Raw genomic sequence first — 24,979 nt, 5'->3', positions numbered from 1 at the left:
CGGTCCGAAGAAGTTCCACCACAATGGCGACTTAACCGAAAAAGGACAAGGCTGCGGCGAATGGAAACGAATGCGGCTGGACGCTGGACTCTGCCGATCAGCAGCGCACATTGTTGCGGGCACAGTCCGAGGTTTTTTGCATGTTGCTGACGATCGACCAGGTCCAGAAGTCCTATCCGGGTGGGCGCCCCGTTTTGCGGGACGTGTCGCTGTCCCTCGGTCAGGGACAGACGCTGGCCCTGACCGGAGAAAGCGGTAGCGGCAAAAGCACGCTGCTCAACCTTGCGGCGGCATTGGACAGTTTCGACGGCGGCGAGATCACGCTGGACGGCACCCCCCTGTCACCACTTGATGACGCCGGACGTGCCGTGTTGCGTCGGCAAAGCGTTTCGCTGGTGTTTCAGCAGTTCAACCTGATTCCTTCGCTGACGGTCGCGCAGAACCTGTCATTCCACGCCCGGCTGGCGGGTCGAGAGGACGCCTCCTGGACCACGCAGTTGGCCGAGCGGTTAGGCCTGTCCGACTTGCTGACGCGCTTTCCCGAGAGCCTTTCCGGCGGGCAGCAACAGCGCGTCGCCATTGGCCGCGCCATGGCCGCGCGACCAAAACTCCTGCTGGCGGACGAGCCCACGGGAAATCTGGACGAAACCGCCAGCGCCACTGTGCTGGCCCTGATGCTGTCGCTGGCAGCAGATACCGGGGCCGCCCTGCTGTTGGTCACTCATTCGCAGGATATCGCCGGACGGCTGGATCGGCGCGCGCATCTGGCGGGTGGCCACATCACATGACCGGCGCGGTCACACAGGCCCTGTTGTCGCATTGGCGACGACACAAGCTGCAACTGGCCACCTTGCTGATCGGGATTGCGCTGGCCACGGGGCTGTGGTCCGCCGTTCAGGCGATCAACGCCGAGGCGCGCTACAGCTATCAGCGCGCCAGCGAGCAACTTGCGCTGGGTTTGCACGACGAGTTGCGCGATCCATCCGGCCCAATCCCGATTGCGCGCTATGTCACTCTGCGCCGCGCCGGGTGGCAGGTCGCAGCGGTTCTGGAAGGGCCACTGCGTCTGAACGGACGCACGATACAGGTGATGGGCGTCGACATGCTGGCCTACCCCACCCTGCCCGCCGTGACGCAGATCGAACAATCCGAAACACCGCCAGAGCCCGCCGACATGCTGACCACACCCGGCCAATTACTGGCATCCCCCGAACTGGCCGAGGTGCTGAGAAACCAAGACAGCCTTCCGCCAATTCTGCAGACGGATGCAGTCCCGCCCGACCTGATCCTCACCGATATCGGTGTGGCCGAGACACTGTTGGAAAAACCCGGCCAGATTTCCCGGCTTCTGGTGTTGCCCGATCAGCCGCGCGACACTCCTGCGTTGTCGGACATCGCACCCGAACTGGAGCGCATTGAGGCCTCGGCCCGGCTGGATGCAGCCCAGTTGACGGACAGTTTTCACCTGAACCTGACTGCCTTCGGCCTGTTGTCCTTTGCAGTCGGGCTTTTCATCGTCCACGGCACCGTCGGACTGGCCTTTGCCCAGCGGCGGGCGATGATCCGTACCTTGCGGGCGCTGGGTGTTTCCATGCAGCAGCTGGTCTGGATGATCATGGCCGAACTGACCCTGCTGGCCCTGATCGGCGGCCTGTTGGGATTGATCCTTGGCTTCTTTCTGGCCGGAGCCTTGCTGCCCGACGTCGCTGCCACCCTGCGCGGGCTATACGGAGCGCCTGTTGACGGGCAGATGACCCTGCAGCCGCAATGGGTTCTGGCCGGTTTGGCGATGGCTTTGGCGGGCACGCTGCTGGCCAGTGGTCAGGCCTTGTTTCGACTGTCACGTATGCCGTTGCTAACCGGGGCTGGCCTGCAGGCATGGCGTGGCTCGACAAGCGCGCACTGCACCACTGGGCTGCTGGGGTTGATCCTGATCGGCGGTGGCTTTGCCATCGGAAACGCAATCAACGGGTTGATCGCGGGGTTTGCCATGGTGGGTGGTATCCTGACCGGCGCCGCTCTGATCCTGCCATCCCTACTGTCACTTGCCCTGTCGGCATTGCAGCGCAACGCCCGAGGTCCCGTTGCGCAATGGGTCTGGGCCGACATGCGCGCGCAATTGCCGGGTCTGTCGCTGGCCCTGATGGCGCTGCTGCTGGCCTTGGCAGCAAATATCGGCGTTGGCACGATGGTATCCAGCTTTCGGTTGACCTTCACCGGTTGGCTGGATCAGCGCCTGACATCCGAACTTTACGTGTCCGCCGCCGACAATCAGCAAGGCCAACAGATCGCGCAGTGGCTGGAGCCGCAGGTGGACGCGGTTCTTCCAATCCGCAGCATAGAGCTGACGCATGATGCGGGACCGCTCTTTCTGTACGGGATTGTCGATCACCAGACCTACCGCGAGCATTGGCCGATCATCGCGTCCTCGGACAGCGCGTGGGATCGCCTTCATGCGGGTGAGGCCTTGCTGATCAACGAACAACTCGCCCGGCGTGCGAACCTGTGGCCCGGAGACGCGCTGACCCTCCGTAAGGGTCATACCCTGCCGATTGCAGGCGTCTATTCGGATTACGGAAACCCTACCGGTCAAGCCATCGTGTCGATGTCTCAGCTGGACCGGATCGCGCCGGGGGCTGACACACGCCGGTTCGGTATCCGTATTGCACCAGAGCGCGCTACAGAGATGGCACAAGCCCTGAGAGATCAATTCGACCTACCCCGCCAAGCCGTCGTGCATCAGGCGGCGATGAAAGCGCAATCGATGACGATCTTTGACAAGACCTTTGTGGTGACATCGGCGTTGAACGTTCTGACGCTGGGCGTTGCCGGATTTGCCATCCTGACCAGCCTGCTGACCTTGTGGACCCAGCGCCTGCCGCAAATTGCCCCCGTCTGGGCGCTGGGTCTGACACGGGCGCAACTGGCGCGTCTAGAGTTGTTGCGCAGCGTGCTGCTGGCTGCTCTGACAGCGGTTCTGGCCCTGCCGCTGGGGCTGGTACTGGCCTGGGCTCTGCTGGCGGTAATCAATGTACAAGCCTTTGGCTGGCGGCTGCCGATGTATCTTTTCCCGGCTGACTGGGCTTATCTGTTCGCTCTGACCCTGCTGGCCGCCTTTGTCGCCGCCGCCCTGCCCGCGTTGCGTTTGCTTCGCCTGCCGCCTGCCGATTTGTTGAGAGTCTTCGCCAATGAACGTTAAAATCTGGCTGTGTGTTATGTTCCTGCTGCTCCCCGCCGCCTTGCGCGCACAGGGGTATGCCGGGTTGGGTGGTTCGGCCGAAGGGTTCGATATCCCGCAGCCCGGCTATCAATTCGAATTCCCCCGCGATCACGGCCCGCATCCCAGCTTTCGGATCGAATGGTGGTACCTAACCGCAAACCTGACAGGCGAGGACGGGCGCGATTACGGTATTCAGTGGACCCTGTTCCGATCAGCCCTGAAACCGCTTGAGGCTGATGGGTGGCAGAGCCCGCAACTGTGGATGGGCCACGCCGCCGTCACGACGCCTGAAACGCACTATTTCGCCGAACGCTTGTCGCGCGGTGGCGTCGGTCAGGCCGGGGTGACTTCTGACCCTTTCGAGGCCTGGATCGACGAATGGCACATGCGCGGAGCCGACCCCAGCGCGGTGACCCTTTCGGCCAGCGGCGCTGAGTTTGCCTATGACCTGTCGCTGAACGCCCAAGGCCCGTTTGTGTTTCACGGAGACGCCGGATACTCGATCAAGTCCGCCGATGGGCAAGCCAGCTACTATTACTCGCAACCCTATTACACGGTTGAGGGCGTGCTGCACCTGCCCGAGGGCGATGTGGCAGTCACCGGTCACGGCTGGCTGGACCGCGAGTGGTCCTCACAACCTCTGGCCGCGGATCAGAGCGGCTGGGACTGGTTCTCACTCAGCTTTGACGACGGAGATAAGTTGATGGCCTTCCGTCTGCGCGGCGGGCGCGGCGATTTCACGGCCGCTACGTGGATCGCGCCGGACGGAACCACCATGCCCCTTCCGGACGGGTCCGTATCCTTTACCCCATTGGAAACTGCCCGCGTGGCGGGACGGGACGTGCCCGTTCAATGGCGTGTATCCCTACCGGACCGCGATTTGGACGTCGAGGTTTCGGCCATCACCCCTGATGCCTGGATGGGTACAAGGTTCGAATACTGGGAAGGCCCGGTCACGGTATCCGGCAGCCACCAAGGCCGCGGATACCTTGAGATGACGGGGTACTGATCCTAGCGCACGACGTAGACCGAAACAGTCGAGTGGCGTACAACCCGCGCCGCATTCGGCCCCAGAAGATAGTCCTTGAGGTCCGGTTTATGCGCGCCGATCACAATCAGATCACTGCCTGCACTTTCTGCGGTTTTCAGGATTTCCTGATAGGCAGTGCCGGTGGCGACGACATGGCGGATCTTGGCGTTCTGCTCATCCCCAAGGGCTGAGATGCACAACTCAGACAGTTTGGCGTGTGCCTCTTCCAGCGCCTTTTCGTGAAAGTCGGCTTGGAAAAATCCAGACACCCAGCTTTCGCCAAAATCGGGCAGAACTGTCACCACATCCAGTTGCGCGTTGTGCTGATCGGCCAATACTGCCCCAGTCTTCAGCACATTCTCGTCAAGGTCGCCGTTGCTGATATCGACGGCGCAGAGAACAGAGTTTGTCATGCGGGCACCTCTTGTCTGGCGGCACGGCCACGTTGCAGGAAGGCGATCAGACCCAGCAGGATCAGCGCAGGGATATACATCAATTGCTTCGGAGGCTGGCTGGACGGCAGGCTGACCGAGGTCAGACGCACCGCGTCGTCGCCGTAATAGTCGAACATGTCCAACTCATCCGCGACGGGCGTGCCGAACATCGGCTCCTCCACTTTGATCAAACCGTCCTCTTCCAACAGCATCAGCCCCATGGCATCGACCCGGGATTCACCGCCTTCTTCATTGCCGACCGAAACAACGACTGTCGTGTCTGTCATCTCAAGCGTGTCGAAATCCGGGCCGCTGACCACCATTCGCACCTCGGTCCCCGGGGGGGTTTGTCCGATGGTTTCCACAAAGGCGGCTGGCTCGACCGACGTATAAGGCGGCGAGATGCGGTCCATGAAATAGTCGGGCCGGAACAAGGCGAAAGCCACGGCGATCAGTGCGATGCTTTCATAGATACGGCTGTGGGTCAGGAAGTACCCCATTGTTCCCGCAGTGAAGACAAGGATCGCTATTGTTGCAAATATCGCAACTATTATCCCTTCAACCCAGGTCACATCAATCAACAATAGGTCCGTGTTGAAGATGAACACAAACGGAAGTGCAACGGTGCGAAGGCTGTAGAAGAACGCGGTGAAGCCGGTCTTGATCGCGTCGCCCCCCGACACAGCGGCGGCTGCAAAACTGGCCAAACCTACCGGTGGCGTCACGTCTGCCATGATGCCGAAATAGAACACGAACAGGTGCACGGCGATCAGCGGCACGATCAGTCCGCTCTGCGCGCCCAGTTCAACAACCACACCCGCCATCAGCGAGCTGACCACGATATAGTTCGCCGTGGTCGGCAGGCCCATACCAAGTATCAGGCTGAGCAGGCCAACCATGACCAACATCAGAATAAGGTTGCCGCCTGAAAGGAACTCGACCAGATCGGCCATCACCTGCCCGACCCCTGTCAGGGTCACGGTGCCCACGATGACACCGGCCGTGGCCGTGGCCAGAGCGATCCCGATCATGTTGCGCGCACCATCGATCAGGCCCTGCCATAGATCAGCGACACCATCGATGAAGTTGTCATTCAGATTGCTTTGTCCGCGGAACAGCGCCTTGAGCGGCTTTTGCGTCAGCAGGATCACGAACAACAGTGCCGTCGCCCAAAATGCCGACAGCCCTGGCGACTTCTGCTCGATCATCAGGAAATAGACCAGAACGATGATTGGCAGCAAGTAATGCAGCCCAGCTTTGTAGATATCTGCGATAACCGGCAGTTCTACTTCTTTGGCGTTCGGGTCATCCGGTTCCAGATCCGGGACCTGCGCGGCCAAGTACAGCAGTGCGATATAGATGCCACAGACAATAAGGCTCAGGATCAGACCTGCAGAGGATGGGGCCCAACTGGTGACCGCTTCGACCGGGAACTGCGAGCCATAGCAGAGTCCAGCAAACACGAGGAAGAAGGAGAGCATCCCAACGACAGTGCGCGCCAGATGCACCTCGCGATCGCCCAGCGTGGGCATGTTCCGCTTCACGGCTTCAAGGTGCACGATGTAGACCAGCGCGATGTAGGAAATCGCCGCAGGCAGGAAGGCGTGAGTGATCACCTCAACGTAAGAGATGCCCACATACTCCACCATCAGGAAGGCTGCAGCGCCCATCACCGGTGGCATGATTTGACCATTCACGGATGAGGCGACCTCGACCGAGCCCGCCTGTTCGCTGCTGAACCCAACGCGTTTCATCAGAGGGATGGTAAACGTACCGGTGGTGACCACGTTTGCAATCGACGAGCCCGAGATCAGACCGGTCGCCGCCGAACCCACAACGGCTGCCTTGGCTGGGCCACCGCGCAGGTGGCCAAGCGCACCGAACGCCATCTTGATGAAGTAATTCCCTGCCCCGGCTTTATCCAGCAAAGCGCCGAACAATACGAACAGGAACACAAACTTGGTGGAAACACCCAGGGCGATGCCAAACACGCCCTCGGAGGTGATCCACATGTGGCTCATGGCCTTCTTCAGGCTGGCCCCTTTCCAACGGATAACCTCGGGCACCCATTCGGACGAGCCAAAGAAGACATAGGCCAGAAAAATTGTCGCGATGATCGCCATTGCCGGACCAAGTGCGCGACGCGCGGCCTCAAACAGCAGCAACAGCCCGACCAAAGCGACCCATTTATCAGTATCGTCCGCAAGGCCACCCGCGTCGACGATCTTTTCGTAAAAGAAGTATCCGTACAGCGCCAGAAACGCGCCTACGATTCCCATGATCCAGTCCTGGACCGGGATATAATCACGTGGGCTGGATTTCAGCGCCGGATAGGCTGCGAAAGCCAGGAACATGGCAAAAGCCAGATGAAACTGACGTGCATTATTCACTACACTTCCGGGCAACACATAGTTGGCGATAGGCGAGGCCAAAAGCACTTGAAAAATAGACCAGATAGCCGCCACAATGGCCAGAAAAATCCCGACATTGCCGACCGGGTTTCGCCCACCCGCATCGGACGAGGCTACAAGTTCCTGCAGCTCTTCTTCGGATAGCGGACGATTGGATTGTGTGTCGGAACTCATGCAATTGTCTCCCCGTCGCGGCCTTTTTGGCCTTTTGAACCACCCGTTATTTTACGGGCTTCGGTTGCAGGGCGCCCGAGGGCACCCTGCTTCAGGTCTGGCTTACTGTATCCAGCCTTTTTCTTTGTAGTACTTCTCGGCGCCCGGATGCAGCGGAGCCGACAGGCCGTCAGCAATCATTTCTTCCGGTTTCAGGTTAGCAAATGCCGGGTGCAGCTTTTTGAAGTCATCGAAGTTTTCAAAGACAGAGCTGACAACAGCATAGACCGCATCATCCGACACGTCTGCCGAGGTTACGAAGGTCGCGCCCACACCAAAGGTTGCAGTGTCACCGTCGGAACCGCGATACATGCCACCGGGGATGGTTGCGGTACGGTAGAATGAGTTGTCGCCGACCAGTTTGTCCACGGCATCGCCGCTGACATTCACCAGCACGGAATCACACGCGGTGGTGGCTTCCTGGATCGAACCCGAGGGGTGACCAACAGTGTAAACCATCGCGTCGATCTGGTTGTCGCACAGCGCAGCAGACTGTTCAGCCGCTTTCAGCTCGGTCGCCAGTTCGAAATCGTCGGTGGTCCAGCCCAGTTCGCCCAGCAGAACCTCCATGGTGCCGCGCTGACCGGAACCGGGGTTGCCAATGTTGACGCGCTTGCCCTTCAGGTCCTCGAAGTTGGCGATGCCGGAATCCGCACGGGCCACAACCGTGAACGGCTCAGGGTGTACCGAGAAAACGGCGCGCAGACCTTCGAACGGGCCGGCCTCTTCAAATTTCGAGCTGCCGTTAAAGGCGTGGTACTGCCAGTCGGACTGCGCCACACCGAACTCCAGTTCGCCTTCGCGAATGGTGTTGATGTTGTAGACCGAACCGCCGGTCGACTCGACCGAGCAACGTACGCCGTGTTCCTTGCGGCCCTTGTTGACCAGACGACAGATCGCGCCGCCCGTCGGATAATACACACCGGTCACACCGCCGGTGCCGATGGTGATGAATTCCTCTGCATATGCTGCTGGAGCCATAAGGGCCGCGGTGACGACCGCGCCGAGGCTGAGCTTGCTGCTGTTTTTCATTTTTGAGAACTCCCAATTCTTATGGTGGATGGGAGACCGCCCGGCGACCCCCCCTCCAGGGACTCCGCCGGTTAAGGCAAGCGCCAGCGTGTTGCAACAGGTGCAAGCGCCTGAATTTCCAAAATCTCCCAACATCTTCGACGTTTCATTCAGACACTCATCTTGTCAACCCCCGCGCGTGGACCAACCGCCTCAAGCTGCATATCTGAGGGGTTTTTTCAAAGTTTCCCCCCACCAACCGGCCAGCAGGCGTGAAATGCCGGACTTACGGGGTGGATCGACCACCAGATTAAATTCTTTGAATGTTGTGAACCGTGCCTCTAGTCTTTCGGGAGTCTTGGTACACCTCTGTAACCGTAGGGCTGTAAAGGAATTTATTCCAACACGGAAAGAAGGATCCCTGATGAAGCGCCCCTCACCCAGCCCTTTGCTAGTCGTCGCCCTTACCATCAGCGCGGCGATTGCGGCCTGGGGCATCGCCGACCCGCAGGGGCTGGCGCGGCTTGCATCGGCGGCGGTCGCCACGCAGTTCAACAGCCGCGGCTGGTTCATCATGCTCGAGGTCAGCGGCCTGCTCTTTGTGGCACTGTATCTGGCGCTTTCACGGTTTGGCGATATTCGCCTCGGCGAAGACGATGCTGAGCCCGAATTCTCAACCCCGGCCTGGATCGCGATGCTGTTTGCCGCCGGAATGGGTGTCGGGCTGTTGTTCTACGGCGCAGCCGAGCCCCTGACCCACTTCGAAGTTCTACGCCAATTCAGCCCCGACCCCGAAGCCGCCAGTTATGCCCTGTTCGTGACCTACCTGAACTGGGGGTTTCACGCCTGGGCCATCTACGCGATTGTCGGGCTGGTCATCGCCTATTTCGCCTATCGCAGACACCGCACCCTGATGCTGAGCGCGCCTCTGACTGACGCGCTGGGTGAGGCACGCTGGGTCAAGGCGATGGGGTGGATGTTCGACCTGCTCTCGATCGTTGCGATTGCCGTAGGTTTGGCCGGTTCGATGGCGATGGGCGTGTTTCAGGTGCAGACCGGGCTGGCAGGTCTGATCGGGATCGAAACGCCCGGAATTCTAACGCTCCCTGTGTTTGCCGCGCTCTGTGTCGCGTTCATCATCCCCCTGCGACGGGACCTTGGCGAAGGGATGTCCCTGCTGTCCAATGCCGCGATGCTGATTGCCGTTGGGATGATGGTGTACCTGCTGGTCCTGGGCCCGACCTCGTTTCTGATGAACGATATCGTTGCGGGGTTCGGGCGTTATTTGTTTGGCGTGCTACCTGCCGGGTTTTCCACAGCCGAATTTTTTGACGACATCATCGTCGACTGGTTTCACGGCTGGACGCTGAACTACATGATCTGGTGGTTGGCCTGGTCCCCCTTTGTGGGAATCTTCATCGCTCGCATATCGCGCGGGCGTACCATCCGAGAGTTTCTGATCGGCGTCATCGTCGCCCCCACCCTGTTCTCGATTCTGTGGTTCGGCATCTTTGGCGGGTTGGGTTTTTTCGATGCGTTGCGGCAGGACGGTGCCTTATCCGCCGTCAATGCCGAAAATCTGGACGCGACAACCTTTGCCCTTCTTGCCAAGTTCCCATTCAGCGGCCTGACGCAAACAGCAACAATCCTGGCGGCCTTCCTGTTCGTGGTCACCAGCGTCGTCAGCGCCGGGTTCACTCTGGCGATGATTGGCACCGGCGGCGACGACAATCCATCTCCGGGCGTCCGGACGGTCTGGGGGCTGATTCTGGGGGCATTGGGGCTGGCGATGATATTGGTGGGGGATATTTCCCTGGTCCGGTCGATCATCGCACTGTCGGCCATGGCCTTCGTTTTTATCGTTCCGATCCTTGTGATCTGCCTATTCAAAAGCCTGACGCGTGAGGAACGAAGATGACTGGTCAATTCATCGACACACTGCTGAATCTCAGCGTTTTTGCCTATATCGGGTTTCTGATCTGGCTGAGCCTGCGACGCGATCCGTGAACACACCGCGAGTTCACGTCATTAGTCTGAGGTGGTGCCCAAGGAGAGACTCGAACTCTCACGCCCGTGAAGGCGGGGGATTTTGAATCCCCTGCGTCTACCATTCCGCCACTTGGGCCACGAACACTGGATTAGCGTCCATGACCGGGAAGGTCCAGAGGCAAAAACCAACCTAAATCCAGTTTGTTTTCGCAGCAGCGGTTGACGCTTCACCGGACGCGTGGTTTGGCTTGCGCAACGTTAGAACAGGAATTTAGCACCATATGTTGCGCTCGCTTTATGACTGGACCATTCGTCTGGCCGAACATCCGCACGCCTTGTGGGCGCTGGCCTTTGTCGCCTTTATCGAAAGTTCGGTCTTTCCGATCCCGCCGGATGTGCTGATGATTCCAATGATCCTGGCCCGCCCGTCGCGCGCGTGGTTGATTGCAACGGTCGCTCTGGTCGCCTCGGTCCTGGGGGGCCTGTTGGGCTATGCCATCGGTGCCTTCTTTTATGAAAGCATCGGCCAGCCGATTCTGGAATCCATGGGCAAGGCGCACGCCATGGAAGAGTTCAACACCCGCTTCAACGATTTCGGCTTCTGGGCGGTTCTGGGTGCCGGTGTCACGCCCTTCCCCTACAAGGTCATCACCATCATGTCGGGCTGGACCGGGATGCCTCTGGGCACATTCATCGCCACTTCGATCCTTGCCCGCGCGCTGCGCTTTTTCATGGTCGCCGGCCTGCTTTGGGGTTTCGGTGAGCCGATCCGGGCCTTCATTGAAAAGCGACTGGGCCTTATGTTCACCTTGTTCGTCGTGCTTCTGTTCGGCGGGTTCCTTGTGGTGAGATACCTATGACACGCAAAAACATTCTGGTCCTGATCGCGACCTGCGGTTCTGTAGCGCTTCTATTTGGGGCATGGGGTTTTCAGCATCTCGGCGGGCTGGCGCCGTGCAAAATGTGCATCTGGCAGCGGTATCCGCACGGTGCGGCTATTTTGATCGGTGCAGTGGCGCTGGCGCTACCGCGCGTAAATCTGCTGCCCCTGCTAGGCGCACTCGCCGCACTGACAACCGCAGCCATCGGTGTGTTCCACGCCGGGGTCGAGCAAAAATGGTGGGAGGGTCCCACAAGCTGCACTTCCGGTGATATCGGCGGCTTGTCGACGCAAGAGTTGATGGATCAGATCATGTCCGCCCCGCTGGTACGTTGCGATGACATCCCGTGGCAGATGATGGGCATTTCGATGGCCGGGTGGAACGCCATACTGTCGGGCATTCTGGTGCTGGTCTGGATCGCTGCGTGGCGGGCGGGCCGTTAAAGCTCGTCCAACTCCGCATCCCAATAAAGAAAATCGATCCAACTTTCATGCAGGTGGTTCGGCGGGAACTTTCGCCCGACGTTCCGCAAAGCTTCTGCATCTGGCTGGCGCGGAGGCTTGCGCAATGTCATTCCTGCCTGCCGAAGCGACTTCGACCCTTTTTTCAGGTTGCAGGGACTGCAGGCCGCTACAACGTTTTGCCAGCTTGTGACACCTCCCGCAGCGCGCGGAACCACATGGTCAAAGGTCAAATTGTCGCGACAACCGCAGTACTGGCACCGGAATTCATCCCTCAAGAATAAATTAAAGCGCGTGAAGGCCACGCGCTTTCTGGGTTTTACATAGTCTTTCAGGACAACGACCGACGGTATTCGTATCTCGGTACTCGGGCTTCGGACGACCTCGTCGTACTCGGCCACAATATCCACCCTGTCCAGCCAGGCTGCCTTGATCGCCTCTTGCCACGGCCACAGGGACAACGGGTAATAGGACAAGGGGCGATAGTCGGCGTTCAAAACCAATGCCGGATGATGCTTGAGCGCACCGGGTTCCCTGACAAAATCGGTCCTGAAGTCTCCATCCATATCAGAATCGCTCCTCGCTCTGCTCTGCCCGTTTTTGACATCAGAGCGGGGAACACCCGCCCCGGCCTTAACTTAACTATATATCGTGTTAAAACTCTGACAAGCCCTGAGTTTCCACAATATCTCGGGTATTGGTTACGTCGGCTCCGTAACAATTGCGTGACAGTTATCCACAGGTTGCGCCAATGTGGCCTGCGGGCTATGGCGAGGGGCATGAGCTGGTTCATTCGATTCAACAAACCCTTCGACGTGCTGCCGCAATTTACCGACCGCGCCAATACGGATTCGCCGCGCAGCACTTTATCGGATTACATCGACCTGCCCGGGGTCTACCCGGCTGGACGTCTGGACCGGGATAGCGAAGGGCTGATGCTGCTGACCGACAACGGGCGGCTGCAGGCTCAGATATCCGATCCCAAGCACAAGATGGCCAAGACCTACTGGGTTCAGGTAGAGGGCCTGCCTGATGCCGCAGCCCTCAAAGCCCTGCGTGACGGTGTCGTACTGAAAGACGGCCTGACTCACCCCGCCAAGGCGCGCCTGATGGACGAACCTGAAGGGCTGTGGCCGCGAACCCCGCCGATCCGGGTCCGTCAGACGGTTCCGGATTGCTGGATCGAACTGACCCTTCGTGAGGGGAGAAACAGGCAGGTCCGGCGGATGACAGCGACCGTGGGACACCCGACATTGCGCCTGATCCGCGCCCGGATTGGCGACTGGTCGCTAGAGGGGCTGGAGCCCGGCCAGTGGGACAGTTTGCCAACTCCGGCGTTGAACTCGGCACCACAGCGGAAACGGGACCGCCGCCCACGGCGGTGACAAAAACCGCGTGTTGTGATACACTTAAGGAATGAAAGTCTCACCTGACATTCCTACCCCCGCCGGTGTTCTCGAAGCTGCGCTCTACGTCGATGATCTGGATGCGGCGGAACGGTTCTATGGCGAAATTCTGGCGCTGGAGAAAATTCAACGTGTTGCTGACCGGCACGTGTTTTTCAGGGTGGGCGGTTCGGTTTTGTTGCTGTTCAACGCGGAAGAGACCGAGAAACCGCCCGCACACCCCGACCTGCCCGTCCCACCCCATGGCGCGCGCGGGCCTGGTCATGTCTGCATGATCCTAACGCGCGATGAGATTGACGTGATGCGCAAACATCTTCTGGACTGGAACATCCCGGTGGATGCCGAGTTCGACTGGCCCGGTGGCGCACGCTCGCTTTACGTGCGCGACCCGTCCGGCAATTCAGTCGAATTCGCCGAAGGTCATCTGTGGGACTGACCGGTCACCGCAGAGGTTGCTTTTCTCCACCAACAACGCGGTAGATGTCGCTTGAGACGACACCAACCTCGGCCAAAACGGCCTGAAACGTCGCCATGTGCGGCGCGGCAAAATGAGCCTCCAATGCGGCCTGATCCTGCCATTCCTCATAGACTCGAAACCGTGTTGGATGCCCCAGAATCCGGCTGAACTCATAGACCAGGCAACCGGGTTCCCTCATTGTCTCGGCTACCATCGCCTGCGCGGCTTTGGATGCTTTTTCAACACCTTCGGGTGCAACTTCCACGGTTCCGGTCACGATCAGCATGAAGTGTCCTTTCTCAGATCAAACCGTTTGGTGAGTCTGTCGACTGGTCGTCCGTCCCGCAGCGGAACGCCATAAGCGACCGAATAGTCGCGGAACCCCATTTTGTCGTAATAGCTCAGCCCCATCCCGTTATCTGCGCGAATGGTGGCGCTGATTGCATTGAGTCCAACCCCGGCCGCATACTTGGCGGTTTCCGCGAACAGTGACCGCCCGGCCCCTTTAAGCACTGGCGCGCGTCGGGTGAATGTTGCGATATCGGCACAATCTTCGGGCATTGCTTCATGCGTCCCCAGCCATTGGAACCCTGCCACCTCACCCTGATCGTCCAAGGCAACGTGGCAGCAAATCACATCCGCTCCACCCAGGTAACTCTGCGCAAACAAGGCATCGGAAAACGGGATTTCAAACGCGGTCGAGCCTCCGATCTCGATGATATCGTTGAGGATTCGGCAGGCCGCGCTGACATCCTCGGGCATCATGGGGCGGACCGCGATCATGGCTAAAGGCTCAGCTTGTCGCGCATGAAGGCCAACGCGACGCTCAGGCCGTCAGGCGCGATTCCGTGGCCGGTGCCCTTCATGACATGCGCGTAGATTTCCTTGAAATCCGCGGCCTGCAAGGCTTCGGCGGCTTCGGGTAGCGATTGCGGCGGCACCACGTCGTCGGAATCTCCGTGCACCAACAGGATCGGCATCCGGCTGACCGTTTCATCAGGCAGCAGATCAGGTTCCAGCAAGCGGCCGGAAAACGCGACAATCCCAGCCACCGGGTCCTCGCGCCGCGGAGCAACATGTAGGCTTATCATCGTGCCTTGCGAGAATCCGAACAGGACCACCTGCTCGGGCAATACATCTTCGTCCACCATCAGCGCATCGAGAAAGGCGTTGAAATCGTCGGCGGCCATTTCCATGCCGCGCCGCGACTCTTCCTCGGACGAGCCGTCGATCCACGGGATCGGGAACCACTGGAACCCGTTGGGCATTCCGGGGATCTGTTCCGGGGCATCGGGGGCGACGAACAGCGTGTCCGGCAGATGTTCACCGAGCGGATCGGCCAGCCCAAGCAAATCGGCGCCATTGGCCCCATAGCCGTGCACGAACACCACGACTGAGCGTGCATCGCCCGAAACCGGCTCTTTTCGGAGCGCATTCAAAACCCGTGTCATCTGATACCTTCTCGTTCTTTCGCCACCCGGTAATAGGCCCACAGCACCCGTGCCGCAACCGACCGCCACGGCGACCAAGCAACGGCCATCTGTCGCAGTTCCTTATCCGTCGGACGTTTGGGTAAATCATAGAGGATGCGCGCGGCCTCTTGCAGCGCCAGATCACCCGGAGCGATCACGTCGGCGCGACCCAGCGAGAACATCGCGTAAATCTCGGCGGTCCAAACGCCGATGCCCGAAACTTCGGTCAATGTGGCAACAACTTCCGCATCGGTTGCATCACGCAACGCCTTGTAATCAATACGAGCATCGGCCAGCGCGCGGGCATATCGAATCTTCTGCCGGCTCAGCCCCACGGCCCGTAAATCATCATCGGTGGCCCACATGATCTTGCGTGGCCCGGTCAGTTTCGCATCCTGCAATCTCTTCCAGATCGCATTGGCCGAGGCGACGCTAACCTGCTGACTGACGATCGCACTGAGAAGCTGGGCAAACCCGTCCGGGCGACGGCGCAAGGGCAAAGACCCGGTTTGCTCCATCGCCCAAGCCATACGCGGGCAGGCTTCGGCCAGCCATGTGGCACCCTCAGCAACACAGTCGGGAGTCTCGATGATGCGTCCGACAGACATGGGTGCTCCGGGGTGGTTCGCTTTGCGCTCACGTTAGGTTGCTTTGTCGCAGATGCAACCCGCTTGTATGACCACCGTTTCAGAGATACGCATGGCCCATGACATTGACCGCCGCAAACCCGGACAACAGCCAGGCCAAACGCAACGTCGCCGTATTGGTGGCGGCACAGGCCGTGCTTGGGTCGCAGATGCCGATGATCTTCATCGTTGGCGGGCTTGCGGGGCAGTCTCTGGCGACAAACCCGTGTCTGGCCACCCTGCCCATTTCGCTGATCGTTCTGGGCTCGATGCTGGCAGCCACGCCGGTTTCGGCCATCATGCAGCGTTGGGGTCGACGTGCCGGGTTTTTGGTGGGTGCTACCGCAGGTGCCTGTGGCGGGTTCGTAGGTGCGTATGGTCTGTATCTGGGCTCGTTCCCGATCTTCCTGCTGGGCAGCCTGCTGACCGGCATCTACATGAGCGCCCACGGGTTCTATCGGTTTGCCGCCGCTGACACCGCATCGGACGCGTTCCGCCCCAAGGCGATCTCTTACGTTATGGCCGGCGGTCTGGCGGCGGCTATCATCGGGCCTCAGATCGTCAAGCTGACCTCGACCGCCTATGTGATCCCGTTCCTCGGCACCTATATGGCAGTTATTGCACTGAATGTACTTGGATCGGTGCTGTTCTTTTTCCTCGATATCCCGACGCCCGAGAAACCAAAGGAAAACGCGCCCCAAGGGCGGACCCGACTGGAAATGCTCAGGACCCCGCGCATCGCCGTGGCCATAATCTGCGCGATGGTGTCTTACGCGCTGATGAACCTTGTTATGACATCGACCCCGCTGGCGGTTGTGGGTTGTGGGTTCAGTGCGAATGACGCGGCTGACGTTGTCACCAGTCACGTTCTGGCGATGTACGTGCCCAGCTTTTTCACCGGCCAGCTCATTGCCCGTTTTGGGGTCGAAAAAATCGTGGCCCTCGGTCTGGCTATCCTGGCAGGCGCGGGCGTGGTTGCCCTGCAAGGCGTTGAGCTGGGCAATTTCTTCGTCGCCCTGATCCTGCTGGGGATCGGCTGGAACTTTGGCTTTATCGGTGCGACCACCATGCTGGCCGCCTCGCATGATGTGAACGAACGTGGTCGGATGCAGGGGCTGAACGACCTGCTGGTGTTTGGCGGTGTCACACTTGCGTCGCTGGCCTCGGGCGGGTTGATGAACTGCTCGGGTGGTTCGGCGGTCGAGGGCTGGACGGCGGTGAACCTCGCCATGATCCCGCTGCTGACATTGGCGGGCGGCGCGCTGCTTTGGCTGGTCCTGAAACCGTCCGAAGCGGAAACTATCTAAACCCTACCAGCGCCCGCTGGCCACGGTCCACATCAGTGATAATCTGCGCCGTATTTCACCTTGCGAAAGATCCCCCGCGGCCACCCGATCCGGGCGGGCAACGGCCTGACGCAAAACCCACTCTGCCTGCCACCCGGCGTAAAGTGCGGGCCGGGCATCTGCAGAAATAGCGGAGGCATTGGATCGCGCCCGCCGAAGCCTGTCCACCGCCTTCTGTGCAACGGCCCGGACGCCTTCCGGTGTGCCGTCCAGCAAAGGAATACGCCCCCGTGCCTCAAGATCGGGAATGGCACGCAACCAATTCGCCACGCCGACGCCATAGCCAAAGTCGCGCAGCACGGCCTCGTCCGCAGCGCCAACCACCTGTGCCGACGCAACCATCAGAGATCCGGCAGAATGGTTGATATAGGCGTCAAAATGCGCCTCATCCTCAAATGGATCGCGGTAAATGTCCCAACGCCTGACGGCCACATACTCGTCCAACATGGCGGCCAGGTGCGGCGACAGAACCTGTGACAACGGCGTCACGACCTCGTGCCTGCGCACGGGCTTGCCTTCGGCGATCTCCTGCAGCGCGTCACGCCACCATTGCAGCCGCATCTCGGCAATCATCGCTTCTTGCGTAACCCACGGCGCGCGCGCGACCTCGACATTCAGCGCATAAAGCGGAAACAACATCGGTCGCACGGAGACCGGCGCTGCCATGGCTGCCATGAACCGGTCAGGATCGGCGCGATGCACCAGTTCCGCGCAAGCCTTAACGTCGTCGTTGAATTTCACGGTCACTCAGCCACCGCCGTCCGCGATCCGCAATCGCGCACCAACTTCCACTGGATCGCGTCCAGCAGCGCCTCGAACGATGCATCAACTATGTTCGCGCTGACGCCCACGGTCGACCAGCGCCGACCCTGCCCGTCTTCGCTGTCGATGATCACGCGAGTCACCGCCTCGGTCCCGCCCTGCGTTATGCGGACCTTGAAGTCGACCAGCTTCATATCGGCCAGAACCTGAGAATACTGCCCCAAATCCTTGGCCAGCGCCTTGGCCAGTGCGTTCACAGGCCCCCGGTCGCTGCCGTTTTCATCCATGGACTCGCTGACAGAAAGTTTCTTTTCCCCGTCCACTTTCACGACAACCACGGCCTCGGACAGGCTGACCATCTTGTTGTATTTGTTCTTGCGACGCTCGACGGTGACCTTGTAGCGCTTGACCTCGAAAAACTCGGGCAACTGTCCCAGCTCATCCCGCGCCAGCAGCTCGAAACTGGCCTGGGCGGTGTCATAGGAATACCCCTCGGCCTCACGCTGTTTGATCTGATCCAAAATGCGCCCCAGCGCCGGGTCGTTTTTCTGCACAACCAGACCAGCCTCGGTCAGGCGTTTGCGCAGGTTCGACTGCCCCGCCTGGTTCGACATCGGAATGATCCGCGCATTCCCGACCGAGGCCGGGTCAACATGCTCATAAGTCGACGGGTCTTTGAGGATCGCGCTGGCGTGCAGCCCCGCCTTATGCGCAAAGGCCGAAGCGCCGACATAGGCCGATTGCTTGCTGGGCACCCGGTTCAGGATGTCGTCCAGCATCCGGCTGATGCGCGTAAGCCCGCCCAACGCCTGCAAGCTGACACCGGTCTCAAAGCCCGAAGCATAGGGTTCTTTCATCAACAATGTCGGGATCAGCGCCGTCAGGTTGGCATTACCGCAACGCTCACCCAATCCGTTCAACGTGCCCTGAATCTGCCGCGCCCCCGCATCCACGGCGGCCAGAGAACACGCCACCGCATTTTCGGTGTCGTTATGCGTGTGAATGCCCAAACGATCCCCGGGCAAACCGGCGGCGATCACCTCGGACACAATCCGCGACACTTCAGCCGGTAATGCGCCGCCATTGGTATCACACAGCACAATCCAACGCGCGCCCGCGTCCAGAGCAGCCCGGCAAACTTCGACCGCATAGTCAGGGTTGTCCTTATAGCCATCAAAAAAGTGCTCGGCATCGAACAGCGCCTCTCGCCCCTGCGCCACGATATGCGCGACCGAAGCGCGGACGTTCTCGACATTCTCCTCAAGCGAAACCCCAAGTGCGTGGGTGACGTGGTAATCATGTGACTTGCCGACCAGACACACCGCTTGCGTGCCCGCATTCATAACTGCGGCCAATACGTTGTCATTCTCAGCCGACCGGCCCGACCGCTTGGTCATCCCAAAGGCGGTCAACCGCGCCGAGGTCTTCGGCGCAACCTCGAAAAACGCGCTGTCCGTCGGGTTCGCGCCGGGCCAGCCGCCTTCGATATAGTCCACGCCTAACTCATCCAGAGCCTGCGCGATTTGCACTTTCTCGGCGGTCGAGAACTGGACGCCTTGCGTCTGCTGCCCGTCGCGCAAGGTCGTGTCGTAGAGGTAGAGGCGTTCCTTTGACATCACACGTCCTCCAGCTTGGCAGCGTCGAACCCTGCACCAGGCACCAGTTCAACACCATCCTTGCTCATGCGAACCTCCAGACCAGCGGCCAGATACGCGGCTTTCAGACGGTCCACTTCCGAGAAATCCTTGCTTTGCATCGCAACGACCCGCGCATCCGCCAACCGGTCCGCGTGCCCAGACAGGTCCACAGAAGCGGTATCCGCCCATGCACCCATCTCGGCAGACAAAAGACCCATCAACTGCGCACTCGCCAGCAAGCCCGCCGCATCCCCTTCCGCGGCCAGACGGTAGAGTTCGGCCAAAGCGCCCGCTGTATTCAGGTCGTCACTCAGCGCAGCGACAACTGCGGGCGCCGCGCTGGCGGCGGGCTCGATGCCCGCTGTCAGCGCCCGCCACTTGCGCAACGTCGCCTCGGCCTCGCGCGCCTTTTTCTCGGTCCAGTCCATCGGTTTGCGATAGTGGGTTTGCAGGAACACAAACCGAATGACCTCACCCGGAACGCCTTGCTCCAGCAAGTCGTGCACGGTGAAGAAATTGCCCAGCGATTTGGACATTTTCTTACCTTCCACCTGCAGCATCTCATTGTGCAGCCAGACTCGTGCGAATTCGCCTTCGGGATGTGCGCAGCTGCTTTGGGCGATCTCATTTTCATGGTGCGGAAACATCAGGTCATTGCCGCCGCCGTGAATGTCAAAACTCTCACCCAGCAATTCATAGCTCATGGCCGAGCACTCGATATGCCACCCCGGACGCCCCCGACCCCATGGGCTCTCCCATCCCGGCAGTTCGTCACTCGAGGGTTTCCACAGCACGAAATCCATCGGGTTCTTCTTGTATGGCGCAACCTCAACCCGAGCCCCTGCGATCATGTCGTCGACGGACCGGCCCGACAATTCGCCGTAATGCTCTTTCCAACTGTCCACGGCGAACAGAACGTGCCCTTCGGCTGCGTAGGCGTGACCCTTCGCAATCAAATCCTCAATCATCGCAACCATTTGCGCGATGTATTGCGTGGCGCGCGGCATCTCGTTGGGTTCCAGCGCGCCCAATGCACCCATGTCATGCAGATACCAGCCGATGGTTTCATCCGACCGCTCCTGCACCAACTGCTCCAGCGTGCCCTCGGCACCCGCCTTCTGACGCGCCAGCGCAGTCGCGTTGATCTTGTCATCCACGTCGGTGAAATTGCGCACATAGGTCACGTGGTCCGCGCCATAGACATGCCGCAACAACCGGTAGAGCACATCGAACACCACCACAGGCCGTGCGTTACCCAGATGGGCACGGTCATAGACGGTAGGCCCACAGACATACATCCGCACATTGTCGGCGCTGATCGGTACGAAATCCTCTTTCGTCCGCGTCCGGGTGTTGTGCAGTTTGATCGTCGTCATCAGTCGGCTCCTAAAAACAGCGTGGCTTCTCGCGTTGGCGCGGGCTTAGCAACTTGTCTCAGGGATGAAAACGAAAGAAACCGGCCCGCTTGATAAATCAGCAGGTAATGCAGCAGATAATGATGCAGGTCATCCGGTTCATACTGTCCCAGTAGCACGCAGATCGGCCTGCGCCAAGCCCCGAGTTCCGCGTCTCGGCGTTGCTGATTGACATTCCCGAACACCTCTGGCCCAGTCTGCGCAAGACACCAGACGGAGACGGGTCATGAACTTGTCGCAGCGCATCACGCATTTGACCGAAGGCGGCGGTGACGGCTGGAATGTTTTCTATCGCGCCCGCCAGATGATCAGCGACGGCTACGCGGTGACCGAGTTGACCATCGGCGAGCACGACATCCGCACCGATACGTCGATCCTTGAGGCGATGGACCTGTCCGCCCGCCAGGGCCACACCGGCTATGCCATGGTTCCCGGCACCGATCTGCTGCGCGACACGGTGGCTGCCCGGCTGCAAGCCCGCACCGGAGTGCCCACCACGCGCCACAACGTGCTGATCACACCCGGTGGCCAATCAGCGTTGTTCGCAGCCCATGTCGCAGTTTGTGATCCCGGTGATGTAGGGCTGTATCTCGACCCCTATTACGCCACCTACCCCGGTACGATCCGCGGCGCTGGAGCCGTGGCCCGATCGGTTCAAACCACGGCCGAAGACGCATTCCAGCCGCGCGCCGAACAGATCAACGCCGCTGCAGATGGCGCGGTGTCCTTGTTGATCAACACGCCGAACAACCCCACCGGAGTTGTGTATTCCCGCCAGACCCTCGGCGGGATCACCGAGGTTTGCCGCCAACGTGATCTCTGGCTGATTTCCGATGAGGTCTATGACACGCAGGTCTGGGAAGGGAAACATATCTCACCACGTACCCTACCGGACATGGCCGAGCGTACGCTGGTCGTCGGCTCGATGTCGAAATCCCACGCGATGACCGGGTCGCGTTGCGGCTGGATCGTTGGTCCCGAACAGGTGATCTCTCATCTGATCAACCTCGCAACGCACACAACCTACGGTGTCCCCGGTTTTATCCAGGACGCCGCCAGTTTCGCGCTGAATGCGGGCAGTGACTTGGAAGAGCAAATCGCCGAACCCTTCCGCAGGCGTCGCGCGCTTGCGGTTGGCATTCTCGAGGCTCAGAACACAATCGGGCTGGTTCCGGCACAGGGGGCGATGTACCTGATGCTGGATATCCGCGCCACCGGGCTCAACGGTGACGAGTTCGCGAACGCGCTTCTGGATACGCACGCTATCGCTGTGATGCCGGGTGAGAGCTTCGGGGCTGCAGCCGCAGGTCATATCCGCGTGGCGATGACGATTGACGACGACAGTTTCACGACCGCCCTTTCGACGATTTGCGCATTTGCTTTGGACTTGGCGGGAAATCACGCCACCGTCGGCTGAGGTGTGTCAGAATCGGAAGGATGTGCGCAGGTTGAAGACACTCGAATCCAACCCGCCATCGGTCCGGGTGACATCGTCAAAATCCTGCCGCAATGCTTCACCGCTGATCACAAAGCGGTCGTTGATGGGATAGGCCACACCGATCCCGTAGACGGCGGCAGTGTCGTTATCGACCGAGGCATCCAATCGGGCTGCGCCAACCACCACGTAACCCAAGGCACCACCGAAATCATAACCGCCACGCAACTTCAGGCGAGTCATGCTGTCCAGACTTCCCTCTCCGTCGCCCAGACTCAGGGACAGGCGATTATATTCCAGTTCACCACCCAGAACAAAGTTGCCGAATTCCCGGTCATAGCCGATATGAGTGCCAAAGGCCGTGTCATTGCCGCTTGATCCGTTCGGACCGTCGGCTTCTGCATATCCAAAGCTGAATCCGGCATAAGCCCCGGTCCAATCCTCAGCCATTGCGGGGGCTGCGATGCTCGCCACCAAAATGAGACTGAGGGCCTTATGGGCTTTCATTAAACTCTCCTAAAAAACCTATCGTCGGAACTTTGGTCTTTTGGGTCAACGTAACTTAGAAACCTGGTTTGCAATCATTAATATTCAATTGAGATCACGAACCACTCTTAAATAAGTGAAGGAACTATAACAGAATTCTGACTTAACAGAGAAAATTCTTTCAAAACCGAACAATCGCCGTGACACATGCGTCACAGCTTCGTTTTTGGACCCTCAGGTCGCAAACAGAACAGAAAGCACTGGTGCACACGGGAATACTGATCGCCAATATGTGAGGATCCAAATGCATAACGAAGTTTGGAAAATTCGGCTGATCAGTCGCACCATTGGTGCCGACCGTGGGCGCGCGGCGCGAGGGCGACCAATAAAGGCGTAAGAACACTCGCCTTCTGACGCCTTTTCTATTGGAAACTTACCCATGAACGATCAAACCCGAAACTCCTCCCGTAGCGGCGGACGCGCCGCGCGCCGTGCGGCCCGTGCGTCCGCACTGCCCGAACACCTGCGCCCCATCCGCCCCGGTATGGAGGGCGGCGCTCTCAATGTGCTGACCCAGGCACAGATCGAACGCATCCACGAGGCCGCGCTGACTGCATTGGAAACCATCGGCCTGGCCGACGCGCCGCAAAGCGGGATCGATTACCTGGTCGGCGCCGGCTGCGCATTGGGCGATGATGGCCGAATCCGCTTTCCCCGCGCCCTGGTCGAGGACACGATCGCCAAGGCAAACCGCTCGGTCACATTGTACAGCCGGGATGGCAAAACCGATCTGGACCTGTCCGGCACCAAGGTTCACTACGGAACGGCGGGCGCGGCCGTCAGCGTGGTTGATGTTCACGGCAATGAGTATCGGGACTCAACGGTGCAGGACCTTCATGACGCATCCCGTATTTGTGAACAGCTTGAAAACATTCACTTTGTTCAGCGACCGATGGTCTGCCGTGACATTTCCGACAACCTGGAAATGGATCTGAACACGATCTACGCCAGCTGCTCGGGCACGTTCAAACATATCGGCACATCCTTCACGGAACCCAGCCACGTCCCCCCCGCACTGGAGATGATCTACATGATCGCCGGTGGTGAGGATAAGTACCGAGAGCGTCCGTTCGTTTCGAATTCGAACTGCTTTGTCGTGCCACCGATGAAATTCGCCACCGAAAGCTGCGAAGTTATGGAGCTTTGCATAAAGGGTGGAATGCCCGTGTTGCTGCTTTCGGCCGGGATGGCGGGCGCAACCGCCCCTTCGACAATCGCCGGTGCGATCACTCAGGCCACGGCGGAATGCCTGGCCGGTCTGGTTTACGTAAACGCCGTAAGTCCCGGTGCCCCGGCGATTTTTGGCACTTGGCCCTTTGGTCTGGACCTGCGCACCGGCGCCATGTCGATAGGGTCCGGCGAACAGGCTCTACTGACTGCAGGCTGCGCCCAGATGCACCGGTTCTACGATCTGCCCGGCGGTGCCGCCGCTGGAGCATCCGACTCGAAGATGCCCGACATGCAGGCCGGATGGGAGCAGATGTGCTCGAACGTCATGGCCGGGCTGTCGGGTGTGAACATGGTGTACGAAGCGGCAGGTATGCACGCCTCATTGCTGGGCTTCTGCTTGGAAAGCCTTGTCCTCAGCGACGACCTGATCGGTCAGGCGCAGCGCTGTGTGCGGGGAATCGAAGTCAACGATGAAACGCTGGCGTTGGACCAGATCGCCGAGGTCTGCATGGGCGGGCCGGGACATTACCTGGGTACCGACGCAACGCTCAGCCGAATGCAGGCGGACTACGTCTACCCGGTCTTCGGAGACCGGACCTCGCCCAAAGAATGGGTGGAACTTGGTAAACCGGATCTGATCGAGAAAGCGATCAAGCGGAAAGAAGAGATTCTGTCATCCCCGTCTCCAGCCCGGTTTGACCCGCTGCTGGATGCCGAGATTCGCGCGAAGTTCGATATTCACCTCGCCTGATAAGGCATTGTAAAAGCGGCCAGAGTTTCTCTGGCCGCTTTCTATTTCAGGGTTAGCCGTCAGTCGCCGGCAGCAACCCGGCTTCCTGTGCCACGGCGATCTCGGCCTCATCCAGTGCGCCGTCACCGTTTGCGTCCATCGCCGAGAAACCGTCTGCGTCGACCTCAGGCAACACGGCCTGCACTTCTTCGATTGTCAGTACGCCATCGTCGTTGGCGTCAGCCGAGGATTGTGCGACGGCCAACGTCGGCAGTCCAAGTGCGAGAACAGAGATAGCGGTCAGAATTTGCGGTTTCATTGTGATGC

24 protein-coding genes and 1 tRNA gene are annotated in these 24,979 nt (G+C 59.7%); 11 read left to right on the top strand and 14 right to left on the bottom strand.

Annotated features, from left to right (window positions below):
- Positions 1-140: 140 nt before the first annotated feature.
- Genes AC2FEE_RS17235 through AC2FEE_RS17225 form a run of 3 tightly spaced genes read left to right on the top strand, consistent with a single transcriptional unit; the run spans position 141 to position 4,229 of the window.
- Positions 141-788: an ABC transporter ATP-binding protein gene (locus AC2FEE_RS17235; protein WP_496866558.1), complete on the top strand. Its 648-nt coding sequence runs from the start codon at positions 141-143 to the stop codon at positions 786-788.
- Positions 785-3,199: an FtsX-like permease family protein gene (locus AC2FEE_RS17230; protein ID WP_496866557.1), complete on the top strand. Its 2,415-nt coding sequence runs from the start codon at positions 785-787 to the stop codon at positions 3,197-3,199. Before AC2FEE_RS17235 ends, AC2FEE_RS17230 begins: the two co-directional genes overlap by 4 nt.
- Positions 3,189-4,229, top strand: a complete 1,041-nt coding sequence (locus AC2FEE_RS17225; RefSeq protein ID WP_496866556.1) for a lipocalin-like domain-containing protein — start codon at positions 3,189-3,191, stop codon at positions 4,227-4,229. The genes AC2FEE_RS17230 and AC2FEE_RS17225 overlap by 11 nt, the downstream gene beginning before the upstream one ends.
- 2 nt (positions 4,230-4,231) lie before the next feature.
- On the opposite strand, the gene AC2FEE_RS17220 is transcribed toward AC2FEE_RS17225, so the two are convergent.
- The 3 genes from AC2FEE_RS17220 to AC2FEE_RS17210 form a co-directional block, all read right to left on the bottom strand.
- Positions 4,232-4,663 (bottom strand): universal stress protein, encoded by a 432-nt coding sequence (locus tag AC2FEE_RS17220; RefSeq protein ID WP_496866555.1) that lies wholly within the window; start codon positions 4,661-4,663, stop codon positions 4,232-4,234.
- A complete protein-coding gene (locus tag AC2FEE_RS17215) occupies positions 4,660-7,269 on the bottom strand; it encodes a TRAP transporter permease (RefSeq protein WP_496866553.1) in 2,610 nt (869 codons plus the stop codon). Before AC2FEE_RS17215 ends, AC2FEE_RS17220 begins: the two co-directional genes overlap by 4 nt.
- 102 nt (positions 7,270-7,371) lie before the next feature.
- A complete protein-coding gene (locus tag AC2FEE_RS17210; RefSeq protein ID WP_496866551.1) occupies positions 7,372-8,340 on the bottom strand; it encodes a TAXI family TRAP transporter solute-binding subunit in 969 nt (322 codons plus the stop codon).
- 403 nt (positions 8,341-8,743) lie between these two features.
- Here AC2FEE_RS17210 and AC2FEE_RS17205 point away from each other — a divergent pair, with 403 nt between their 5' ends.
- Positions 8,744-10,237, top strand: coding sequence for a BCCT family transporter (locus AC2FEE_RS17205; RefSeq protein ID WP_496866550.1), 1,494 nt, complete (start codon positions 8,744-8,746; stop codon positions 10,235-10,237).
- A gap of 121 nt (positions 10,238-10,358) precedes the next feature.
- Here AC2FEE_RS17205 and AC2FEE_RS17200 read toward each other — a convergent pair.
- A tRNA-Leu gene (locus AC2FEE_RS17200) sits at positions 10,359-10,444 on the bottom strand.
- Between the two features lie 145 nt (positions 10,445-10,589).
- On the opposite strand from AC2FEE_RS17200, the gene AC2FEE_RS17195 reads away from it, so the two are divergent.
- Together AC2FEE_RS17195 and AC2FEE_RS17190 are read left to right on the top strand one after the other, a co-directional pair.
- Positions 10,590-11,168 (top strand): YqaA family protein, encoded by a 579-nt coding sequence (locus AC2FEE_RS17195; protein WP_496866549.1) that lies wholly within the window; start codon positions 10,590-10,592, stop codon positions 11,166-11,168.
- Positions 11,165-11,632 (top strand): disulfide bond formation protein B, encoded by a 468-nt coding sequence (locus AC2FEE_RS17190; RefSeq protein ID WP_496866548.1) that lies wholly within the window; start codon positions 11,165-11,167, stop codon positions 11,630-11,632. The genes AC2FEE_RS17195 and AC2FEE_RS17190 overlap by 4 nt, the downstream gene beginning before the upstream one ends.
- On the opposite strand, the gene AC2FEE_RS17185 is transcribed toward AC2FEE_RS17190, so the two are convergent.
- Positions 11,629-12,216, bottom strand: a complete 588-nt coding sequence (locus AC2FEE_RS17185) for an HNH endonuclease (protein ID WP_496866547.1) — start codon at positions 12,214-12,216, stop codon at positions 11,629-11,631. The two genes, AC2FEE_RS17190 and AC2FEE_RS17185, sit on opposite strands and share 4 nt — an antisense overlap.
- A 213-nt stretch (positions 12,217-12,429) precedes the next feature.
- On the opposite strand from AC2FEE_RS17185, the gene AC2FEE_RS17180 reads away from it, so the two are divergent.
- Together AC2FEE_RS17180 and AC2FEE_RS17175 are read left to right on the top strand one after the other, a co-directional pair.
- Positions 12,430-13,035: a pseudouridine synthase gene (locus AC2FEE_RS17180; RefSeq protein ID WP_496866546.1), complete on the top strand. Its 606-nt coding sequence runs from the start codon at positions 12,430-12,432 to the stop codon at positions 13,033-13,035.
- A 31-nt stretch (positions 13,036-13,066) separates the two neighbouring features.
- A complete protein-coding gene (locus AC2FEE_RS17175) occupies positions 13,067-13,492 on the top strand; it encodes a VOC family protein (RefSeq protein WP_496866545.1) in 426 nt (141 codons plus the stop codon).
- A gap of 4 nt (positions 13,493-13,496) precedes the next feature.
- Here the strand turns inward: AC2FEE_RS17175 and AC2FEE_RS17170 are convergent, their stop codons facing one another.
- Genes AC2FEE_RS17170 through AC2FEE_RS17155 form a run of 4 tightly spaced genes read right to left on the bottom strand, consistent with a single transcriptional unit; the run spans position 13,497 to position 15,593 of the window.
- A complete protein-coding gene (locus AC2FEE_RS17170) occupies positions 13,497-13,799 on the bottom strand; it encodes a putative quinol monooxygenase (RefSeq protein WP_496866544.1) in 303 nt (100 codons plus the stop codon).
- Complete coding sequence (locus AC2FEE_RS17165; protein WP_496866543.1) at positions 13,793-14,296, bottom strand: GNAT family N-acetyltransferase; 504 nt, start codon at positions 14,294-14,296, stop codon at positions 13,793-13,795. The genes AC2FEE_RS17170 and AC2FEE_RS17165 overlap by 7 nt, the downstream gene beginning before the upstream one ends.
- 2 nt (positions 14,297-14,298) lie before the next feature.
- Positions 14,299-14,964 carry an alpha/beta hydrolase gene (locus AC2FEE_RS17160; RefSeq protein WP_496866542.1) on the bottom strand — a complete coding sequence of 222 codons (666 nt, stop codon included), beginning with the start codon at positions 14,962-14,964 and terminating at the stop codon, positions 14,299-14,301.
- Complete coding sequence (locus AC2FEE_RS17155) at positions 14,961-15,593, bottom strand: DNA-3-methyladenine glycosylase family protein (RefSeq protein WP_496866541.1); 633 nt, start codon at positions 15,591-15,593, stop codon at positions 14,961-14,963. The genes AC2FEE_RS17160 and AC2FEE_RS17155 overlap by 4 nt, the downstream gene beginning before the upstream one ends.
- Positions 15,594-15,691: 98 nt before the next feature.
- On the opposite strand from AC2FEE_RS17155, the gene AC2FEE_RS17150 reads away from it, so the two are divergent.
- Positions 15,692-16,918, top strand: a complete 1,227-nt coding sequence (locus AC2FEE_RS17150) for an MFS transporter (RefSeq protein ID WP_496866540.1) — start codon at positions 15,692-15,694, stop codon at positions 16,916-16,918.
- A gap of 3 nt (positions 16,919-16,921) precedes the next feature.
- Here AC2FEE_RS17150 and AC2FEE_RS17145 read toward each other — a convergent pair whose 3' ends face one another.
- From AC2FEE_RS17145 to cysS, 3 genes are read right to left on the bottom strand one after another with little or no spacing between them, the layout of a single operon-like run.
- The gene (locus AC2FEE_RS17145; RefSeq protein WP_496866597.1) at positions 16,922-17,698 is read right to left on the bottom strand and encodes a squalene/phytoene synthase family protein; all 777 of its coding nucleotides are present in this window, start codon (positions 17,696-17,698) and stop codon (positions 16,922-16,924) included.
- A gap of 2 nt (positions 17,699-17,700) precedes the next feature.
- On the bottom strand, positions 17,701-19,335 hold the full coding sequence (gene cimA, locus AC2FEE_RS17140; protein WP_496866539.1) for a citramalate synthase: 1,635 nt from the start codon (positions 19,333-19,335) through the stop codon (positions 17,701-17,703).
- A complete protein-coding gene (cysS, locus tag AC2FEE_RS17135) occupies positions 19,335-20,732 on the bottom strand; it encodes a cysteine--tRNA ligase (RefSeq protein ID WP_496866538.1) in 1,398 nt (465 codons plus the stop codon). The genes cimA and cysS overlap by 1 nt, the downstream gene beginning before the upstream one ends.
- Positions 20,733-20,997: 265 nt before the next feature.
- On the opposite strand from cysS, the gene AC2FEE_RS17130 reads away from it, so the two are divergent.
- Positions 20,998-22,188 (top strand): pyridoxal phosphate-dependent aminotransferase, encoded by a 1,191-nt coding sequence (locus AC2FEE_RS17130; protein WP_496866537.1) that lies wholly within the window; start codon positions 20,998-21,000, stop codon positions 22,186-22,188.
- Positions 22,189-22,194: 6 nt separating this feature from the next.
- Here the strand turns inward: AC2FEE_RS17130 and AC2FEE_RS17125 are convergent, their stop codons facing one another.
- A complete protein-coding gene (locus AC2FEE_RS17125) occupies positions 22,195-22,713 on the bottom strand; it encodes an outer membrane protein (protein WP_496866536.1) in 519 nt (172 codons plus the stop codon).
- 418 nt (positions 22,714-23,131) lie between these two features.
- Here AC2FEE_RS17125 and AC2FEE_RS17120 point away from each other — a divergent pair, with 418 nt between their 5' ends.
- Entirely contained in the window at positions 23,132-24,673 is a 1,542-nt protein-coding gene (locus tag AC2FEE_RS17120; RefSeq protein WP_496866535.1) for a trimethylamine methyltransferase family protein, read from the top strand.
- 52 nt (positions 24,674-24,725) lie between these two features.
- Here AC2FEE_RS17120 and AC2FEE_RS17115 read toward each other — a convergent pair whose 3' ends face one another.
- Positions 24,726-24,971 (bottom strand): EF-hand domain-containing protein, encoded by a 246-nt coding sequence (locus AC2FEE_RS17115; RefSeq protein WP_496866534.1) that lies wholly within the window; start codon positions 24,969-24,971, stop codon positions 24,726-24,728.
- Between the last annotated feature and the right edge of the window lie 8 nt (positions 24,972-24,979).

This window comes from Ruegeria sp. YTSC199, from assembly GCF_059609725.1.
The sequence above is the reverse complement of the archived record's forward strand: the minus strand, read 5'-3'. Positions and strand labels throughout refer to the sequence as shown.

Excerpts from the sequence above, each read along its gene's own strand:
- AC2FEE_RS17170 (WP_496866544.1), bottom strand. The coding sequence starts at position 13,799 with ATGCTGATCGTGACCGGAACCGTGGAAGTTGCACCCGAAGGTGTTGAA.
- AC2FEE_RS17125 (WP_496866536.1), bottom strand. The coding sequence starts at position 22,713 with ATGAAAGCCCATAAGGCCCTCAGTCTCATTTTGGTGGCGAGCATCGCA.
- AC2FEE_RS17185 (WP_496866547.1), bottom strand. The coding sequence starts at position 12,216 with ATGGATGGAGACTTCAGGACCGATTTTGTCAGGGAACCCGGTGCGCTC.
- AC2FEE_RS17120 (WP_496866535.1), top strand. The coding sequence starts at position 23,132 with ATGAACGATCAAACCCGAAACTCCTCCCGTAGCGGCGGACGCGCCGCG.
- cimA (WP_496866539.1), bottom strand. The coding sequence starts at position 19,335 with ATGTCAAAGGAACGCCTCTACCTCTACGACACGACCTTGCGCGACGGG.
- AC2FEE_RS17150 (WP_496866540.1), top strand. The coding sequence starts at position 15,692 with ATGACATTGACCGCCGCAAACCCGGACAACAGCCAGGCCAAACGCAAC.
- AC2FEE_RS17175 (WP_496866545.1), top strand. The coding sequence starts at position 13,067 with ATGAAAGTCTCACCTGACATTCCTACCCCCGCCGGTGTTCTCGAAGCT.
- AC2FEE_RS17195 (WP_496866549.1), top strand. The coding sequence starts at position 10,590 with ATGTTGCGCTCGCTTTATGACTGGACCATTCGTCTGGCCGAACATCCG.
- AC2FEE_RS17115 (WP_496866534.1), bottom strand. The coding sequence starts at position 24,971 with ATGAAACCGCAAATTCTGACCGCTATCTCTGTTCTCGCACTTGGACTG.
- AC2FEE_RS17215 (WP_496866553.1), bottom strand. The coding sequence starts at position 7,269 with ATGAGTTCCGACACACAATCCAATCGTCCGCTATCCGAAGAAGAGCTG.
- AC2FEE_RS17160 (WP_496866542.1), bottom strand. The coding sequence starts at position 14,964 with ATGACACGGGTTTTGAATGCGCTCCGAAAAGAGCCGGTTTCGGGCGAT.
- AC2FEE_RS17165 (WP_496866543.1), bottom strand. The coding sequence starts at position 14,296 with ATGATCGCGGTCCGCCCCATGATGCCCGAGGATGTCAGCGCGGCCTGC.
- AC2FEE_RS17190 (WP_496866548.1), top strand. The coding sequence starts at position 11,165 with ATGACACGCAAAAACATTCTGGTCCTGATCGCGACCTGCGGTTCTGTA.
- AC2FEE_RS17130 (WP_496866537.1), top strand. The coding sequence starts at position 20,998 with ATGAACTTGTCGCAGCGCATCACGCATTTGACCGAAGGCGGCGGTGAC.
- AC2FEE_RS17180 (WP_496866546.1), top strand. The coding sequence starts at position 12,430 with ATGAGCTGGTTCATTCGATTCAACAAACCCTTCGACGTGCTGCCGCAA.
- AC2FEE_RS17225 (WP_496866556.1), top strand. The coding sequence starts at position 3,189 with ATGAACGTTAAAATCTGGCTGTGTGTTATGTTCCTGCTGCTCCCCGCC.
- AC2FEE_RS17230 (WP_496866557.1), top strand. The coding sequence starts at position 785 with ATGACCGGCGCGGTCACACAGGCCCTGTTGTCGCATTGGCGACGACAC.
- AC2FEE_RS17155 (WP_496866541.1), bottom strand. The coding sequence starts at position 15,593 with ATGTCTGTCGGACGCATCATCGAGACTCCCGACTGTGTTGCTGAGGGT.
- AC2FEE_RS17220 (WP_496866555.1), bottom strand. The coding sequence starts at position 4,663 with ATGACAAACTCTGTTCTCTGCGCCGTCGATATCAGCAACGGCGACCTT.
- cysS (WP_496866538.1), bottom strand. The coding sequence starts at position 20,732 with ATGACGACGATCAAACTGCACAACACCCGGACGCGGACGAAAGAGGAT.
- AC2FEE_RS17210 (WP_496866551.1), bottom strand. The coding sequence starts at position 8,340 with ATGAAAAACAGCAGCAAGCTCAGCCTCGGCGCGGTCGTCACCGCGGCC.
- AC2FEE_RS17235 (WP_496866558.1), top strand. The coding sequence starts at position 141 with ATGTTGCTGACGATCGACCAGGTCCAGAAGTCCTATCCGGGTGGGCGC.
- AC2FEE_RS17205 (WP_496866550.1), top strand. The coding sequence starts at position 8,744 with ATGAAGCGCCCCTCACCCAGCCCTTTGCTAGTCGTCGCCCTTACCATC.